The 17,710-nt window shown below is 74.1% G+C and carries 7 protein-coding genes; 2 read left to right on the plus strand and 5 right to left on the minus strand.

What is annotated here, in order from left to right:
• Window positions 1–3 precede the first annotated feature (3 nt).
• Window positions 4–1,041 carry an LLM class flavin-dependent oxidoreductase gene (locus AB0C28_RS09570; protein ID WP_357842963.1) on the plus strand — a complete coding sequence of 346 codons (1,038 nt, stop codon included), beginning with the start codon at window positions 4–6 and terminating at the stop codon, window positions 1,039–1,041.
• On the opposite strand, the gene AB0C28_RS09575 is transcribed toward AB0C28_RS09570, so the two are convergent.
• Window positions 1,031–2,101 (minus strand): YafY family protein, encoded by a 1,071-nt coding sequence (locus tag AB0C28_RS09575; protein WP_358073568.1) that lies wholly within the window; start codon window positions 2,099–2,101, stop codon window positions 1,031–1,033. The two genes, AB0C28_RS09570 and AB0C28_RS09575, sit on opposite strands and share 11 nt — an antisense overlap.
• A 92-nt stretch (window positions 2,102–2,193) precedes the next feature.
• Here AB0C28_RS09575 and AB0C28_RS09580 point away from each other — a divergent pair, with 92 nt between their 5' ends.
• On the plus strand, window positions 2,194–2,592 hold the full coding sequence (locus AB0C28_RS09580) for a VOC family protein (RefSeq protein WP_357842969.1): 399 nt from the start codon (window positions 2,194–2,196) through the stop codon (window positions 2,590–2,592).
• A gap of 17 nt (window positions 2,593–2,609) precedes the next feature.
• Here the strand turns inward: AB0C28_RS09580 and AB0C28_RS09585 are convergent, their stop codons facing one another.
• The 4 genes from AB0C28_RS09585 to AB0C28_RS09600 are packed head-to-tail and all read right to left on the minus strand — an operon-like array spanning window position 2,610 to window position 17,698.
• Entirely contained in the window at window positions 2,610–3,905 is a 1,296-nt protein-coding gene (locus AB0C28_RS09585; RefSeq protein ID WP_357842972.1) for an MFS transporter, read from the minus strand.
• Complete coding sequence (locus AB0C28_RS09590; protein ID WP_358073569.1) at window positions 3,883–7,938, minus strand: amino acid adenylation domain-containing protein; 4,056 nt, start codon at window positions 7,936–7,938, stop codon at window positions 3,883–3,885. The genes AB0C28_RS09585 and AB0C28_RS09590 overlap by 23 nt, the downstream gene beginning before the upstream one ends.
• Complete coding sequence (locus AB0C28_RS09595) at window positions 7,938–14,567, minus strand: amino acid adenylation domain-containing protein (protein WP_358073570.1); 6,630 nt, start codon at window positions 14,565–14,567, stop codon at window positions 7,938–7,940. The genes AB0C28_RS09590 and AB0C28_RS09595 overlap by 1 nt, the downstream gene beginning before the upstream one ends.
• Complete coding sequence (locus AB0C28_RS09600; protein ID WP_358073571.1) at window positions 14,564–17,698, minus strand: amino acid adenylation domain-containing protein; 3,135 nt, start codon at window positions 17,696–17,698, stop codon at window positions 14,564–14,566. Before AB0C28_RS09600 ends, AB0C28_RS09595 begins: the two co-directional genes overlap by 4 nt.
• Window positions 17,699–17,710: the final 12 nt, after the last annotated feature.

Here is a 17,710-nt window from a genome sequence, read left to right on the forward strand (position 1 = left end):
GCAGTGCGGCTCGGATTCAGCCTTGGCACCCTCGGCCCCGTGGCGGCCACCCATGAAGCCCAGCTGAGGCTGGCACGTGAGGCGGAGCGGCTCGGATACGACTCGGTGTGGGCCTCTGAGGGCTACGGGGTCGATCCGGCGACCACGCTGGCCTGGCTCGCGGCCGGCACCGAGCGGATCGGGCTGGGCAGCGGCGTGATCCAGGTGACGGGCCGCACGGCGATCTCGGCGGCGATGGCCGCCACCACCATCGACCGGGTGTCGGGCGGCCGGTTCCTGCTCGGGCTCGGCGCCTCAGGCCCGCAGGTGGCCGAGGGGTGGCACGGTCAGCGGTACGAGCGGCCGCTGGCCCACCTGCGCGACTACGTGGCCGTGGTACGGACGGCGCTGGACGGCCGGCCGGTCGAGCACGACGGCCCCGAGATCGTGCTGCCCCTGCCCGACAGCCGCGGCAAGGCGCTGAGCATGACCGTCGCCCCCGTACGCAAGCCGCTGCCCGTCCACCTGGCGGCCATGGGGCCGAAGGCGGTGGCGCTGGCCGGGGAGATCGCCGACGGCTGGCTGCCGATCCACTTCCCGCCCGAGCACGTGGCCCAGAGCATGGAGCACCTGCGGGCCGGGGCCGCCCTGGCCGGGCGCGACGCGGCCACGGTGGAGGTCTCGCCGATGGTCATGGCCATGGTGGACGACGACGCCGACTACGCCCGCGACCTGATCCGGCCGATGCTGGCCCTCTACCTGGGCGGCATGGGCACCCGGGGGGTCAACTTCTACAACCGGCTCGCCCACCGCCTCGGGTTCGGCCCGGCGGCGGCGCGCGTCCAGGACGCGTACTTCGACGGCGACCTGGGCGAGGCGATGGAGGAGGTGCCCGACGACCTGGTGGACGCCCTCGCCCTGTGCGGCACGCCCGCGCGGGTGCGCGAGCGGCTGGAGGCCTACCGCAAGGCGGGCGCGACCCGGGTGATCGTCGGACTGAACGCCCCCACCGTGGAGGACCGCGCCGAGCAGCTCGGCTGGCTGGCCGAGCTCAACGCGTGACCCCGTCGCTCCCGTCATTGCCCCCGTCATTGCCCCCGTCATTGCCCCCGTCATTGCCTTCGCCGCCCGGCGGGCTTCGCCGGGCCGATCGGGTGAGCTGGTCGGCGAACGCGACGACGAGGTCGCGGAGCTCGTCCGGCCGTTCGATGACGAACGGCAGGTTCATGGAGGCGAGCATGGCCGGCACCCAGTCGAGCCGTTCGGCCCGCAACTCGACGCGGGACCAACGCATGACGTCCTGACCCGAACCGCTCACCGGTGCTGATTCCGTCACGAGCGCGATGCCGGCGGGGAGCCGGGTGCGGATCTGTTCGGCGCTGCCCTGGACCAGCAGCGTCACCTCGTGCCGGTACGGCGCGGTGGCGAGCCCCGTCAGCACCCGCTCCGCCGGGCCGGGCCCGCCGGGCGGGTCGAACGAGCCGGGCAGGGTCCGCGCGCCGGCGATGCGATCCAGCCGGAACGTCCGGTCCTCGCCGATCGCGGGATCGGCGCCCGTCACGTACCACCGGCCCGAGTGGGCGACGAGCCCGTACGGGTGCAGCGTGCGCTCGCTGCGCCGCCCGCCGGCGTCGGTGTACCGGATCGAGACCGGCCGGTGGTGACTCACCGCGTCGGCGATCGCGAGCAGCACCGCCGTCTCCGGGACGGCCGGCTCACCGGCGGGAGCGGTGAAGGCGAGGGAGCCGAGCACGGCGTCGAGCCGGCGGCCGAGCCGCTCGGGCAGCACCCGCCGGATCTTCGCCGCGGCCGTCTCGCTCGCCGTGCCCGCGGCCGTCAGCAGGCCGGTCCTGCGCCCCGCGACCAGGCCGAGCAGCACGGCGAGCGCCTCGTCGTCGCCCAGCATGAGCGGCGGCATGCGGTAACCGGGGGCGAGCCGGTAGCCGCCGTAGCGGCCCCGCACCGATTCGACGGGCACGTCGAGGTCGATGAGGTGGCCGACGTAGCGCCGTACCGTGCGCTCGTCCACGCCGAGCCGGTCGGCGAGCTCGGCCACGGTCCGCAACCCTCCCGACTGCAGGAGCTCCAGCAGGGTGAGCACGCGAGCGGTGGGTCGGGTCATACCGAAAGTCTGCCGCAGATACCGGGCGGGTTTCGCCCGGTATCCGGCGTAGCGTGCGGTCGTACCCAAGGAACGACCAGGGAGAACCACCCGTGAACTTCGTCTCGATCCGCATCATCACCGCCGACGTCGCCCGCCTCGTCGGCTTCTACGAGGCCGCCACCGGAGTGGAGGCGAGCTGGGCCAACGACGACTTCGCCGAGCTGCGGACCGCCTCCGCCACGCTCGCCATCGGCAGCACCCGCACCGTCCCGCTGTTCGCGCCCGGCTCCGCGGAACCGGGCGCGAACCGCAGCGTCATCGTCGAGTTCCTGGTCGACGACGTGGACAGCGTCTACAAGAACCTGACCGACCTCGTGCGGGACTTCGTCAACGAGCCCACCACGATGCCGTGGGGCAACCGGGCGCTGCTCTTCCGCGACCCCGACGGCAACCTGGTCAACTTCTTCACCCCCGTGACCCCGGAGGCCATCGAGAAGTTCGGACGCTGACCGGCCCCTGGAAAAGCTCAGGTGGCCGGGGCCTGGGGCATCTCGCGCATCCGGGGGATCGGCGACAGCGCCAGCACGATCATCGGCACCACCGCGCCGATCACCGCCGCCGTCAGGACCACCGGCCACATGCCGATCGCCTCGCCGACCAGCCCGGCCACCAGCGCGCCGATCGGCGCGGGCACCAGCCCCATCGCCCAGATGGTGGCGATGACCCGGCCGACCAGCTCGCGCGGCGTCGCCGACTGCAGCACGGTGATGTTGTTCACCACGAACACCTGCGTGCACAGCCCGACCAGCAGCTGCGAGACGGCCAGCACGCCGATCGCCAGCCAGAGCGGCCCTCCGGCCAGCGGCACCAGGATGAGCGCGCTGTTGCCGATCACCGTGGACCAGAACATGGTCGGCCCGGGGCCCACCCCCTTCATGAGCCGCACCGACAGCCACGCGCCGGCCACGGCGCCGACTCCGCCGACCGCGAGCACGGCCCCGACCCAGCCGGCCGGCACGCCGGCGCCGTCGATCACGTACGGGATGTAGAGGGTCTGCAGGATGCCGATGTCGAAGAAGGAGTAGACGGCACTGGCGATGGCCAGCGGGCGGACGACCGGGTGGGACATCACCCAGCCGAAGCCCGCGCGGATGGCGCCGATCATGCTGCCGCCGCTGTCCGGCGGCGGCGGGTCCTCCCGCTTGCGGATGGAGATCAGGAACGCCGCCGACAGCACGTAGCTGACCGCGTCCACCAGGATGACCAGCGGCGCCGAGCGGGTCGCGATGAGGAACCCGGCCAGACTGGGCCCGACCGCCTTGGAGACCGAGTCGCTGAGCTGCAGCTTGCTGTTGCCGTCACCGAGGTGCTCGGGGGCCACCAGCGCCGGCAGGTACGACCGGTAGGCGATCTCGAACAGCACCCCGAAGACGCCCATCACGAACACGACCGCGTACAGCCACCACAGCGTCAGCAGGTCCATCACGAACAGCAGCGGCACGGTGGCCAGCATGAACGCCCGGATGACGTCGCTCCAGATGAGCACGGGCCGGCGGCGCATCCGGTCCACCCACACGCCCACCACGAAGAACAGCACCATCGGCAGCCTGGACAGCGCGCCGAGCACGCCCATCTCCGCGACCGAGGCGTTCAGCCACAGGTAGGCGACGATCGGCATGGCGAGCACGGTCACCTGGGAGCCGACCAGCGACAGGCTCTCGCCGCTCCACAGCTTGAGGAAGTCGCGGTTCTTCCACAGCGTGGGCGGTTCCGCCGCGGCGGGGCCGGGCGTGGGGGGCTCAGTCGTCGGAGGTGAGGCCATGGTCGATGCTGCTCCTCAGTTCGGCGGCCGCGAGGGCGACCCGGGGTTCGTACATGACGGTGAAACGCTCGCCGTGGATGGGCGAGATGCGCAGGCGGCCGGTGACGACGTCCCGCCAGCCCATGTCGTCGGGCGGTACGCCCTCGGCGGCGGGCGAGTACAGCAGGACGTCCCCGTCGTACGGGGCGTGCCGGTAGTGGCCGACGGCGTGCGCGTTGGCGCGGAACACGTCCACGAAGCGGCGGGCCTGGCGCAGGTCGGCGGTGTCGGGCTGCAGCGTGTCGGCGCGGGCGGCGGCGTCGATCACGGCCAGCAGCCGCTCGTCCGGGCTCATCCGGTGCAGGTCGTCCAGGTTCACCTGGACCTTGCCGCCGGCCAGGGCGTGGGTGAGCAGGACGGCGTCGTCCTCCAGCGAGGCGCGCAGCACCGGCTCGTTCGCGTCGGAGTAGAACAGCACGACGAGCGGCACCTCCTCACCCAGCTCGCGCAGCCGGCGGGCGGTCTCCAGGGCGATGTTGCCGCCGATGCAGTAGCCGCCCAGCACGTACGGGCCGTGAGGGCGGAGGTCGAGCAGGTGGGCGGTGTAGTCGTCCACCATCTCCGCCAGCGTGGCGTGCGGTTGCTCACCGGGGGCCAGACCGGCCGCCTGGATCGCGTACACGGGCTGGTCGGGGCCGAGATGGCGGGTCAGCGGCAGATAGCGGAAGACCTGGCCGCCGAGCGCGTGGAACAGGAAGACAGGAGCGCGGTCGCCGGTGGGCCGCAGCGGCACGATCCGGCGCGGCGCGCCGTCGTTGTCCTGCGGGCGGCGCAGCTCGGCGGCGAGCCCCGCGACGGTCGGCGCGGTCAGCACCGACGACAGCGGCACGTCGCGGCCCAGCTCCTTGCGCAGCCGCATCGTCAGGCGCAGGGCCAGCAGGGAGTGGCCGCCGAGGGCGAAGAAGTCGTCGTGCACGCCGATGGCGTCCACGCCGAGCGTCTCCTCCCACAGCGTGGCCAGCCTGGCCTCGAACGGGTCGCGCGGCGGCAGGTACGGGGCGCGGGCGGCGTCGCCGGGGTCGGGCAGGGCGGCGCGGTCGAGCTTGCCGTTGGCGGTGACGGGCAGGGCGTCCAGGGGTACCCAGGCGGCGGGGATCATGTGCTCGGGCAGCCGCTTGCGCAGCGCGGCGGCCAGATCGGGCATCCGCCCGGCCGCGCCGACATGGCCGTCGCCACCGTCGTTGCCGCCGGCGTCGGTGCTCGGCGCGCCGCCTTCGCCGGCGGCGTCGTTCTCGGCGTCGTTCCCTGGGCCGTTCGCAGCGTCGTTCTCGGGGACGACGTAGGCGACGAGGCGTTCGCCGCGCAGCACGACGACGGCGGCGCGGACGGCGGGCTCGGCGGCCAGCAGCGCCTCGATCTCGCCGAGCTCGACCCGCTGGCCGCGGATCTTGACCTGGAAGTCGGTCCTGCCGAGGTACTGGACCTCGCCGGTCGGCAGCCGGCGGGCCAGGTCGCCGGTGCGGTAGAGCCGGGCGCCGGGCGGGCCGTACGGGTCGGGCACGAACCGCTCGGCGGTGAGCCCGGGCCGGCTGACGTAACCGCGGGCCAGTTGGACGCCGCCCAGGCAGAGCTCGCCCGGGGTGCCGACGGGGACCCGCCGGCCGCCGGCGTCCAGGATCTCCAGGCGGGTGTTGGCCACGGGCCGGCCGATGGGCACCAGGGGCTCGCCAGGCTCGCAGGAGTGCCAGGTGACGTCCACGGCCGCCTCGGTCGGGCCGTACAGGTTGTGCAGCTCGGTCTGCGGGAGACGGTCGTGGCAGCGGGCGGCCAGCTCGGCGCCCAGCGCCTCGCCCGAGCAGATGACGCGGCGCAGCGCCGGCAGGGCCGGCTCGTCGAGGAAGAGCTCCAGCATGGACGGGACGAAGTGCATGGTGGTGACGTCATGGGCGGTGGCCAGGGCGGCCAGGCGGGCGCCGTCGCGGTGGGCGTCCGGCTCGGCGACCACCAGCCCGGCACCGGTGATGAGCGGCCAGAACAGCTCCCACACCGACACGTCGAACGACAGCGGCGTCTTGTGCAGCACCCGCTCGTCCGGGGCGAGCCCGAACGTGTCCTGCATCCACAGCAGCCGGTTGACGATCGCCCGGTGCGAGACGCCGACCCCCTTGGGGCGGCCGGTGGAACCGGAGGTGAAGATCACGTACGCCAGCGAGTCGGGATGCACGCGCGTCGGCGCGCCGGGCACGTCCGGGACGCTGTCGGCGGGATCCGGGGCGAGGCCGGAAACGGCGAGGGCGGCGGGATCCGGTTCGGAGTCGGCCAGGGGGAGTGCGACGCCGTCCGGGAGGACCGTCGTGCCCTCCGGGCCGGTCAGCACCGTGCGCGCCCGCGCGTCCTCGATCATGTACGCCAGCCGCTCCGGCGGCAGCCCCGGCTCAAGGGGCAGGTAGGCGGCCCCCGCCCCGAGCACGCCGAGCAGGGCGGGCAGCAGGTCGGGGCCGCGTTCGAGGCAGACACCGACGACGTCGCCCGGCCGCGTGCCGGCCGCCGTGAGCCGGGCGGTGACGGCCCCGGCCCGCTCGCTCAGCTCGCGGTAGCTGATCCAGGTCCCGTCGTAGCAGACGGCGGGCGCGGCGGGCGTGCGCGCGGCCTGCTCGGCGATCAGCTCGTGCAGCGTCGTGTCCGGGTAGGTCCTGGCGGTGGCGTTCCAGCCGTCGATCGCGGCGGCGTCGCGCTCCAGGTAGGGGCCCTCGGGCCGAGGGTCGTTGCCGGGCTCGGCGGCCTGCCGCAGCGCGATGAGATACAGCTCGCCGAACCGAGCGATCTGGCCGGCGTCGAACTGGGCCCGGTCGTACGTGATCGTCAGGTCGAAGCCGCCGTGCTCGCGCGAGCGGCCGAACGCGGCGGCGAACGGCACGTCGGTCTGCTCGAAGAAGTCCTGGCCGACGATCTCGACGCCGGGCAGGCCCCGGTAGACGTGGAAGTCGCGGAAGTCGAACAGCACGTCCAGCAGCGGAGAACGTCCGGCCGCCCGCTGGATCTCGAACAGCGGATAACGCCGGTGCGGCAGCAGCGCCACCTCCGCCTCGAACACCTCGCGCACCAGCTCCGCCCAGGTCGGGGCGGCGGACACGTCCAGGCGCAGCGGCACGGTGTTCAGGAACAGGCCCAGCACCTCCTCGCCGGCCTCGCTCTCCGGCCGGCTGTGCGTGACCAGGCCGGTCATCACCTCGCTCTCGCCGGTGACCAGGGCGAGCACGCGCAGGTGGGCGGCCAGCAGCAGGGTGCGCAGCGGCACCGCCAGCCCTCTGGCCGCCGCGCCGAGCCGTTCGAGCAGCTCGGCCGGCAGCGGCAGCCGCAGCACCTCCGCCCCCGGCTCGCCGTGCGGCCCCGGCAGGCGGGGCAGCTTCGTGCCGGGCGCGTCGGCCATCCTGGCCTGCCAGAAGTCGCGCGTCTCCGGCGCGGCCACCGCCGCGCGTTCCGCCGCCACCAGCTCGCGGAAGGCCGCGCCCGGGCGGGTGAGCGGCACAGGTTCACCGGTGAGGTGCCCGTGGTAGCGCCGTAACAGCTCGGTGACCAGCGCCGCCACGCTCCAACCGTCGAGGATCGCGTGGTGGAAGCTCAGGCTGAACGCGAACGTCTCGCCGGGCAGCACGTGCACGTGCGCGCGAGCCAGCGGCGGCGACGCCCAGTCGAACGGCCGCCGCTTCTCCGCCTCCGACCACTCCGCCAGCCGCCGCCCGGCCGCCTCCGGGTCGCCCGACAGGTCCGTCACCTCCAGCGGCAGCGTCGCCGCGCGGTGCACGATCTGCAGCGGCTCGCTGAACCCGGTCAGGTCGATCGAGGTGCGCAGGACGGGATGCCGGGCGGTCACCTCGGCCAGCGCCGCCTCGAACGCCCCCGCGTCGAACCGGCCGCGCAGGGTGATCGTGGTCAGGTCGTGGTAGGTGGCCACGTCCGGCTCGTACGCGCTGTGGTAGAGCATCCCGGCCTGCAGCGCGGCCAGAGGATAGGCGTCCTCCAGGCCGCGCGCGGCTCCCGTCGTCACGGTCATCACGCCTCGCCTTCCAGCAGTCGTGCCAAATCGTCGGGATTGAGCAGGCCGAACGGCGTCTGTGGCGCCTCGGGTGGTTCCTCCGCCGGGGCGGGCACCAGCCGTTCGGCCAGCTCCCTGACCGTCTGGTGGCGGAAGAGCTGCTCCAGCCGTACGGCGTAACCGGCTTCGCGCAGGCGGGAGACCACCTTGAGACTGCGGATGGAGTCGCCGCCGGCGGCGAAGAAGTTGTCGTGAGCCGAAACCCGCTCCAGCCCCAGCACCCCCCGCCAGGCCTCGGCGACGGCCACCTCGGCCGCCCCTTCCGGCTCGGCGTGCCCGGCTGTTTCGCGGGCGCGCGGGTCGGGCAGAGCGTTCCGGTCGAGCTTGCCGCTGCGGTTGAGGGGCAGCTCGGGGAGAACGGTCCAGGTGCTGGGGATCAGGTGATCGGGGAGGGTGTCACGCAACCTCCGCTCCCACCCACCCATCACGTCCGCACCGACCGCTGGGGGGTCGTCCATCGCGAGGTCGGTCGGGACCACGTAGGCGGCCAGGCGTAGGCCGGCGCCGTCCTCGATGGCGCGGACGGCGGCGGCGCGGACGCCTGGCAGGGCCGCCAGGGCCGCCTCGATCTCGCCCGGCTCCACCCGCATGCCGCGGATCTTGACCTGGTGATCGGAGCGGCCCAGGTACTCGATCTCGCCGTCCGGTCGCCACCGGGCCAGGTCGCCGGTGTCGTACAGCCGCCCGCCCGGAGGGCCGTAGGGGTCGGGGACGAAACGTTCGGCCGTCAGCGCGGGACGGGCCGCGTACCCCTGCGCGAGCTGCACGCCGCCGATCCACAGGTCGCCGGGCACGCCGACGGGGACGCGGTTCATCCTGGCGTCGAGGATCTCCAGGCGGGTGTTCGCGACCGGCCGCCCGATCGGGACCGTGGCCTCGCCGGGCCGGCACGCGTGCCACGACACGTCCACCGCCGCCTCGGTCGGCCCGTACAGGTTGTGCGGGCCCGCCCCTGGCAGCGCGGCGGCGAACCGGGCGGCCAGTTCGACGCCGAGCGCCTCCCCTGAGCAGACCACGGTACGCAGCGCGCCCAGCCGCCTGCCCAGGTCGGGCTCGGACAGGAAGGCGTCCAGCATGGACGGGACGAAATGCACGGTGCTGACCGACTCGCGCTCCAGCAGATCGGCCAGGTAGGAGGGGTCGGCGTGCCCACCGTGCCGGGCCACGACCAGCCCCGCCCCGGTGATCAGCGGCCAGAACAGCTCCCACACCGACACGTCGAACGAGAACGGCGTCTTGTGCAGCACCCGGTCGTCCCCGGTCAGCCGGAACGCGTCCTGCATCCAGCGCAGCCGGTTCACGATCGCCCGATGCGAGATCCCGACCCCCTTGGGGCGGCCGGTGGAGCCGGAGGTGAAGATCACGTACGCGAGGGAGTCGGGGTGCGGCCGGATTCCGAGCGGCCCGCCGTCCTCGCCGGCCACGGCCGCGGCGTCGCGATCGAGCAGCACCGTCACGACCCCGGCCGTGGGGCCGGGTAGGTGGGTGGCGAAGCGTTCGGTCGAGATGGCCAAGTGTGCGCCCGCATCGGTCATCATGCCCGCCAGGCGCTCGGACGGATGGTCAGGTTCCAGCGGCAGGTAGGCCGCGCCGGTGGCGACGACGGCGTGCACGGCGACGACCAGGTCGGCGCTCCGCTCCAAGCACACGCCCACGACCTCGCCGGGCCCGGCTCCGAGCGCGCGCAGGCGCCTGGCCAGGCGGTTCACCCGGCCGCCGAACTCCGCATAGGTGAGCCACGCCCGGCTCCCGTCCGCGGCCTCGAACCCCAGGGCGGGCGCGTCCGGAGTACGGGCGATCTGCTCGGTCACCAGGGCGAGCAGCGTGGTGGATGCGTCAGGTCCGAGTGTCTCCGTCTGCTCGGCCGCAAGCGCGGGCAGCGTGGCCGACGCGTCGAGAGTGGGTGTGGCCGTGTCGTTGGCTCGCTGGATGATGTCCAGCTCGGCCGGGGTGAGCAGTGGCAGGTCGGTCACCGGCCGGTCCGGTTCGGCTGCGGCGGCGGCCAGGAGCGAGCGGAAGTGGTCGGCGAAGCGCTCCATGCGGTCGTGCTCGAACAGGTCCTTCGCGTAGTGCAGCACCCCCGTGAGCGTGTCGCCGGACTCCTCGATCACCAGGTGCAGGTCCGCCTGCGTCACCCCCGGGTCGACGTCGAGGGTGCGCAGGGCGATCCCCGCCACCTCCGGCGGCGCCGGCGGCACGTTCTGGTAGGCGAGCATCACCTGGAACAGCGGGTTGCGGGCCAGGTCGCGCTCCTCGGCCAGCTCCTGCACCAGCACCTCGAACGGCAGCTCCGCGTGGTCGTGCCCGTCCAGGACGCGCTCGCGGGTGCGGGCCAGCAGTTCGGCGAAGGGCGGCTCGCCGGACAGGTCGCCGCGCAGGACGAGCGTGTTCAGGAAGAGACCGGCCATCTCCTCCACGTCGGGGTGGGCCCGCCCGGAGACCGGGGTGCCGACGGGGATGTCGGTGCCGCCCGTGTAGCGGGCCAGCACCGCCTGGAACGCGGCCAGCAGCACCATGAACGGCGTCACCTGCCGTTCCCGCGCGAGCGCGCGCACCGCCGTCACGGTGGCGGAGTCGATCGGGAACGTCAGCCGCCGGCCCTCCATGCTCGCCGGCCCCTGCCGGTGCCGGTCCGCGGGCAGGTCCAGGGCGGGAGGCAGACCGGCGAGGGCTTCCTTCCAGTACGCGAGATCGTCCGCCCGCCCGGCCACCCGGGCCCGGTGCCAGGCGGCGAAGTCCCGGTAGCCGGTGGCGAGCGCGGGCAGGCCGGCGGGGGTGCCGGTGACGCGGGCCCGGTAGAGCTCCATGAGGTCGCGCAGCAGGATCGACAGGCTCCACCGGTCGGTGACGACGTGGTGCAGGGTGAGGTACAGGTCGTGCTCGGTGTCGCCACGCCGCACCAGGACGGCCCGGACCAGCGGCCCGCCGGCCAGGTCGAACCGGTGCCGAGCCTCCTCCACCCCCACGACCGCCGCCGGGTCCGCCCCGTCCGGTTCCGCCGGTCCCACGGCCGTCGGCAGGTCCGCCCTGGCGGGTTGTGCCAGATCCGCGTCCGCCTGCACGGTCAGGCGTGGTCTGTTGGGGCCCTCCTGGAGCGTCGGCTCGCCGTCGTCGGTGACGATGACCAGGCGCAGGGCCTCGTGCCGGGTCACCAGGTCGTCGAAGGCGGCCCTCAGCGCGACAACGTCGAGCGGGCCGATCAGCCGTTCCGCCCAGGCGACGTTGTACGCGGGATTACCGGGGTCGAGCTGGTCGAGGAACCACAGGCGGGCCTGGGCGTGCGAGGGCCGGGCGGGGCCGTCCGGCAGGGGCGGGATGGGTCGCGCGGCGGCGCTGGGCAGGAGGGGGGCGAGGCCGGCGACGGTCGGGGTGGTGAAGCAGCGGCGCAGGGTCACCTCGGCCCCGTACGTCTCCCGAAGCCTGACCACCAGGCGCATCGCCAGCAGGGAGTGCCCGCCGAGGGCGAAGAAGTCGTCCTCGACCCCGAAGTCGTCCCGTTCGAGCAACTCGGCCCAGACACCGTGCAGCACGCGCTCGGCGGGCGTGCGCGGCGGCACCGAGACAGCGGTCCCGGCGGCGGCCCGCGGCGGTGGCAGGGCGGCGCGGTCGAGCTTGCCGCTGGGCAGGACGGGCAGGTCGGCGACGGTGACGAACGCGGCGGGGATCATCGCCTCCGGCAGGCGGGCGCGCAGGTGGGCGCGGAGATCGCTCTCCTGCGCGGTGCCGATGGTGTACGCGACCAGGCCGCGCCCTCCGGGGGCGTCGTCGCGGACGGTCACGACCGCTCGTTGGACGGACGGGTGTTCGCCGAGCACGGCGGCCACCTCGTCCGGCTCGATGCGGACGCCGCGCACCTTGACCTGGTGGTCGAGACGGCCGAGGTATTCGAGGGTGCCGTCGGAGTGCCGGCGGGCCAGGTCCCCGGTGCGGTACAGGCGTCCGCCGGGCGGCCCGAACGGGTCGGGGACGAAGCGTTCTGCGGTCAGGGCGGCCCGGCCGTGGTAGCCGCGGGTGACGCCGTCCCCGCCGATCAGCAGTTCGCCGGGAATGCCCACCGGCACCGGACGCAGATCGCCGTCCACCACGTAAACCGCGGTGTTGGCGACCGGCCGGCCGATCGAGCCGCCCCGTCCGTCGGTGACGTGCCGCCTGGTGGACCACACGGTGGTCTCCGTGGGCCCGTACAGGTCCCACAACTCGTCGGTGACGGCGAGCAGGCGGGCGGCGAGCGGGCCGGGCAGCGCCTCGCCCGTGCTGATCACGCGCGGCACCCGGTGGGCCAGCGCGGGCAGCAGCCCTTCGAGGACGGAGGGGGTGGCCTGGACGGTGTGCAGGTCACCGCTCCTGATGAGGTCGTGGACGCGTTCGATGGCGGAGGCGGAGGCGAGGACGACCGTGCCGCCGCTGACGAGCGGGCCGAACATCTCGATCATCGCGATGTCGAACGACACCGACGTCAGGAACAGCGACCGCGCGCCGGCCGCCAGCCCCGGCCGTTCGCGTACGTCGCAGAGCAGGCTGACCAGGCCACGGTGCGGCACCACCACGCCCTTGGCCCGGCCGGTGGAGCCGGAGGTGTAGATCAGGTAGGCGGCCTGGTTCTGGTGGAAGGCGGGCTCGGGAGCGGGACCTGCGGCAGCCGGGGGATCGTCGAGCAGGAAGAGGCGGGCGGTCGCCGGCAGCCGGTCCCGCAGGGAGTCCACGGTGACGACCACGCCGGCGCCGGAGTCGGCGATGATCTGCCTCAGCCGCTCAGCCGGATATTCCGGGTCAAGGGGGACGAAGCAGCCGCCGGCCTTGAGCACGGCCAGCAGCGCCGCGATCAGGTCCGGCTGCCGGGGCACGCAGACGGCGACCCTGCTCTCCCCGCCGACCCCGAGCGTGCGCAGCCCGGCGGCCAGGTCGTTCGCGCGTGACTCCAGCTCGGCGTACGTCAGCGACGTGCCGTCGTCGCCCTCGACGACGCCCTCGACGGTGCCCTCGACAGCGATCGCCTCCGGCGAGCGGGTGGCCTGCTCGGTGACCAGGTGGTGGATGCCACGGCCTGGGTACGGCATCGCGGTGTCGTTGCGGGCGTGCAGCGTGTCGCGCAGCTCGGCCGGGTCCATGAGCGGCAGCTCGGACAGCCGCAGCCCCGGATCGGCGACGGCGGCGCGCAGGAGTGTGCGCAGGTGCGCGGCCAGGCGGTGCACGCGGTCGTCGTCGAACAGGTCGGTGGCGTGGTCGAGCACGCACAGCAGCGACCCGTCCGTGCGCTCCTCGACGATGAGGTCCAGGTCGAACATGGCGGTGCCGGGCCGCACGTCCAGGCGCTCCAGGCGCAGGCCGGGCAGGTCTGCGGGCAGGCCGGGGGTGTTCTGGTAGGCGAGCATGACCTGGAAGAGCGGGTTGCGGGACAGGTCCCGGCCGCTGGACAGCTCCTCCACCAGCGTCTCGAACGGCAGCCCCGCGTGGTCGAACGCGGCCAGCGCCCGCTCCCTGGTACGCCGGACCAGCTCGGTGAAGGACGGATCGCCCGACAGGTCGCCGCGCAGCACCACGGTGTTGAGGAACAGGCCGACGGTCTGGTCCAGCGACGGATGCGGGCGAGCGGACATCGGCGTGCCGATCGGGATGTCGTCCTGGCCGGTGTAGCGGGCGAGCAGCGCCTGCAGCGCGCCGGCCAGCACCATGAAGGGGGTGGCGCGCAGGCCGGCGGCCAGGTCGCGCAGCCCGGCGGCGAGTGCGGCGTCCAGCTCGAACAGCAGGCGGTGCCCCCGGTTCGACTGCATGGGCGGGCGCGGCCGGTCGGCGGGCAGGTCGAGCGTGTCGGGCAGGCCGTCGAGGGCCTTGCGCCAGTAGTCCAGGTCGCGTTCCGGGGACGGGCCCGCCTGCTGCCAGGCCACGTAGTCGGCGTACGCCACCGGCCGGTCGGATGGCGGCTCGCCGGCGTAGAGCCGGAAGAGGTCACTGAACAGGATCGCCACCGACCAGCGGTCGGCCAGGATGTGGTGCAGGGTCAGGATCAGACGGTGTTCGGCGGCCTCGGGCGTCTCGCGCGCGGGCCGCCCCGCCGAGGCGCCGGTCTCGGGCGTGACCCGGATCAGGCGGGCCCTGGTCAGGGGGCCGGTGGTCAGGTCGAAGGCGAAGCGGGCCTCCTCCTGAGCTGCGGCGTCGGCCTCGCCGGCGGTCATCGTCTCGATCCGCAGCGCGGGACGCACCCGGCCGGGCGCCTGGCGGGGCTCTCCGTCGCGGGTCTCGACCACGTACCCGAGGATCGGGTGCCGCTCCACGAGCGCGTCGAACGCGGCGGCCAGCGCGGCGGCGTCCAGGTCGCCCTCGATCCGGTACGCCCATGACAGGGTGTAGGCGGGATTGCCCGGATCGAGCTGGTCGACCACCCACAGGCGGCGCTGCGCGTCGGACAGCGCCCCGCCCTCCCCGGCCCGGTTCCCCTGGATGGGCCCAGTGAAGGGCTGGGCGAAGGGCCCGGAGAAGGGCCCCGACTTCCGCGCGGCCCGGGTGCGCTGCAGGCGGGCCTCCAGCGCGGCGCGCTGTTGCGGGCTGAGCCCGGCCAGTCGCGCGCGTACCCCGTTCGGGTCGCTCAACGCTCCTCCTCCAGCAGGTCCAGCAGGTCGGCATCGGTCAGTCCCTCTTCGAGCACCGCCAGCGCCTGCTCGGCGACGGTCGTGGCGTCGAAGCAGCGGCGCAGCGGCAGCTCGACGCCGAACTCGTCGTCGATCCGGCCGATCAGGCGGACCACCAGCAGCGAGTGGCCGCCGAGGGCGAAGAAGTCGTCGTTCACCCCGATGCGCTCCCGGCCGAGCAGCTCGGCCCAGATGGCGGCCAGGGTCTCCTCCATCGGGGTACGCGGCGGCACGAAGACGGCGACCCGGTCACCGCCGCGCGGCGGCGGGAGCGCGGCACGGTCGAGCTTGCCGCTGGGCAGGACGGGCAGGTCGGTGACGGCGACGAAGGCGGCGGGGATCATCGCCTCAGGCAGGCGGATACGCAGATGGGCGCGCAGGGCGGCCTCCTCGGCGTCGCCCACGATGTAGGCGACCAGGCCGCGCCCGCCGGGGGCGTCGTCGCGTACGGTCACGACCGCCCGCCGGACGGACGGGTGCTCGCCGAGCACGGCGGCCACCTCGTCCGGCTCGATCCGGACGCCGCGCACCTTCACCTGGTCGTCCAGGCGGCCCAGGCATTCGAGGGTCCCGTCGGGATGCCACCGGGCCAGGTCCCCGGTGCGGTAGAGACGCCCGCCCGGCGGCCCGAACGGGTCGGGGACGAACCGCTCCGCCGTCAGCCCGGCGCGGCCGTGGTAGCCGCGGGTGACGCCGTCCCCGCCGATCAGCAGCTCGCCCGGCACGCCCACCGGCACCGGCCGCAGACCGCCGTCCACCACGTACACGGTCGTGTTCGCCACCGGCCGGCCGATGCGCATCGTCTCGGGGGAGCCCGGCACCCGGTACGCGGTCGACCAGATCGTCGTCTCGGTGGGCCCGTAGAAGTTCCACAGCTCGTCGGTGACCGTCAGCAGGCGGGCGGCCAGGTCGAGGGGCAGCGGCTCGCCGCCGAGGATGGCGCGCGGCAGCCCGGCCGGCAGGTGCTCCAGCGCCACGCTCGCGACGGACGGGGTGAGCTGGACCAGGTCCGCGTCCTCCGCGGCCCGCCGGATCTCCTTCGGCGTGCGGGCGGCGTCCTCGGGAGCGATCACGAGCGTGCCGCCGGACAGCAGCGGCGTGAAGATCTCCAGCGCCGCGATGTCGAACGAGAGCGAGGTCATGAACAGCGCGCTGCCGCCACCCAGCCGCCGGATCACATCGGTGACCAGGTTGACCACGCCCCGATGCGGGACCTGCACCCCCTTGGGGCGGCCGGTGGAGCCGGAGGTGTAGATGAGGTACGCCAGATTGTCGGGCCCCACCGGCGGCGGCTGCGAAGGCCCGTCCACGTCGGGGCCTGGCACGTCCAGCAGCAGCTCAGCAGGACGCGCGGCCGGCAGCCGGTCGAGGCAGGCCGAGTCCGTGAGCAGCAGCTCCGCCCCCGAGTCGGCCATCAGGTACGCCAGCCGCTCCGTCGGATACGCCACGTCCAGCGGCAGATAGCACCCGCCCGCCCTGAGCACCGCAAGCAGCGCCACGATCTGGTGCACCCCGCGCGGCAGGCACAACGCCACGCACGACTCCGCCCCCACCCCCCTGGCCGCCAGGCGCGCGGCCAGGGCCGCCGTACGGGCGTCGAGCTCGGCGTAGGTGAGCTCCACTCCGTTTTGCGCCCGCACCGCCACCGCGTCGGGGGTGCGGGCCGCCTGCTCGGCGACGAGCTCGTGCAGGGTGAGCTCAGGGTACGGCGCGGCGGTGTCGTTCCAGCCGGTCAGCAGCTCGCGCCGCCGCTCGGCGGTCATCAGCGGCAGCTCCGACAGCCGGGTGCCCGGGTCCGCTACGGCGGCCTCCAGGATCAGCCGGTACGCGCCCGCCAGCCGGGCGATCGTGCCGGCGTCGAACAGGTCGGTGCTGTACTCCAGGTAGACGCCGGCCCCGTCGGCCGTCCTGACCACGTCCACGTTCAGGTCGAGCTGGGCGGTGCCGTTCGGGAACTGCCCCCGCGACGCCATCGGCAGCAGGTTGAACCCCACCTGGAAGAGCGGCGTGCGGCTGGTGTCGCGCACCGGCTGCAGCGCCTCGACCAGCCGGTCGAAGGGCACCTCCGCGTGGTCGAGCGCGTCGAGCACGCTCTCCCGCACCCGCTCCACCAGCTCGCAGAACGCCGGGTCGCCGCCCAGGTCCGTACGGAGCACCAGCGTGTTGATGAACACCCCGAGCAGCGGCTCGAACTCGGGCAGATCGCGCCCGGCCACCGGCGTGCCCACCGCCACGTCCTCGCGGCCCGCGTACCGGGACAGCAGCGCCTTCAGCCCGGCCAGCAGCACCATGAACAGCGTCGCCCCGTGCCGCCTGCCCAGCGCTTCGAGCTCGCCGACCAGGCCGGCGGGCAGCGCGAGATGATGCTCGGCCCCCGCGTGCCCGCGCACGGCGGGCCTGGGCCGGTCGGTGGGCAGCCCGAGGTCGGGCGGCAGGCCGGCCAGCCGCTCCCGCCAGTGGCCGAGCTGCGCGTCGAGCACCCCGCCGCCCAGGTGCTCGCGCTGCCAGGCGGCGTAGTCGGCGTACTGGACGGGCAGGTCCGGCAGCCGCGGCGGGCGGCCCTCGTCGAGCGCCGCGTTCAGCTCCCGCAGCTCCTCGGCGAAGTTGACGCCCGAACGGGCGTCGAACACGGCGTGGTGCACCACGAACACCAGCCGCTGCACCGGCCGGCCCTTCTCCCCGCCAGGCATCCGCACCAGATGCGCCCGCCACAGCGGGGCCCGGTCCAGCGTGAACGGCTGCCGCGCCGTCGCCAGGGCCAGCTCGCGGAACTCCCGCTCGGCCTGCTCCGGCGGCAGCGCGCGCAGGTCCGTCACGGGCAGGGTGACCGGCAGCTCGATCTGGACGATCTGGACGAGCCGCCCGTCCTCGATCGCCAGCGCGGTGCGCAGCGTCTCGTGCCGCCGGACCAGCTCGCCCAGCATCCGCTCGCACCGGCCCCCGTCATCGCTCTCGTCATCGCTCTCGTCGCCGCTCTCTGGCAGGTCGAGGACGGCGTTGATGTGGTACGCGGGCGCGCCGGGGTCGAGCCGCGCCAGGAACCACAGCCGTTCCTGGGCGAACGAGGCGGGAAAGACGTACGTGCCGGTCACCGAGCCGCTCCT

The organism is Nonomuraea sp. NPDC048892 (assembly GCF_040649735.1).
GTDB lineage: Bacteria > Actinomycetota > Actinomycetes > Streptosporangiales > Streptosporangiaceae > Nonomuraea > Nonomuraea maheshkhaliensis.

Excerpts from the sequence above, each read along its gene's own strand:
- AB0C28_RS09585 (WP_357842972.1), bottom strand. The coding sequence starts at position 3,905 with ATGGCCTCACCTCCGACGACTGAGCCCCCCACGCCCGGCCCCGCCGCG.
- AB0C28_RS09575 (WP_358073568.1), bottom strand. The coding sequence starts at position 2,101 with ATGACCCGACCCACCGCTCGCGTGCTCACCCTGCTGGAGCTCCTGCAG.
- AB0C28_RS09590 (WP_358073569.1), bottom strand. The coding sequence starts at position 7,938 with ATGACCGTGACGACGGGAGCCGCGCGCGGCCTGGAGGACGCCTATCCT.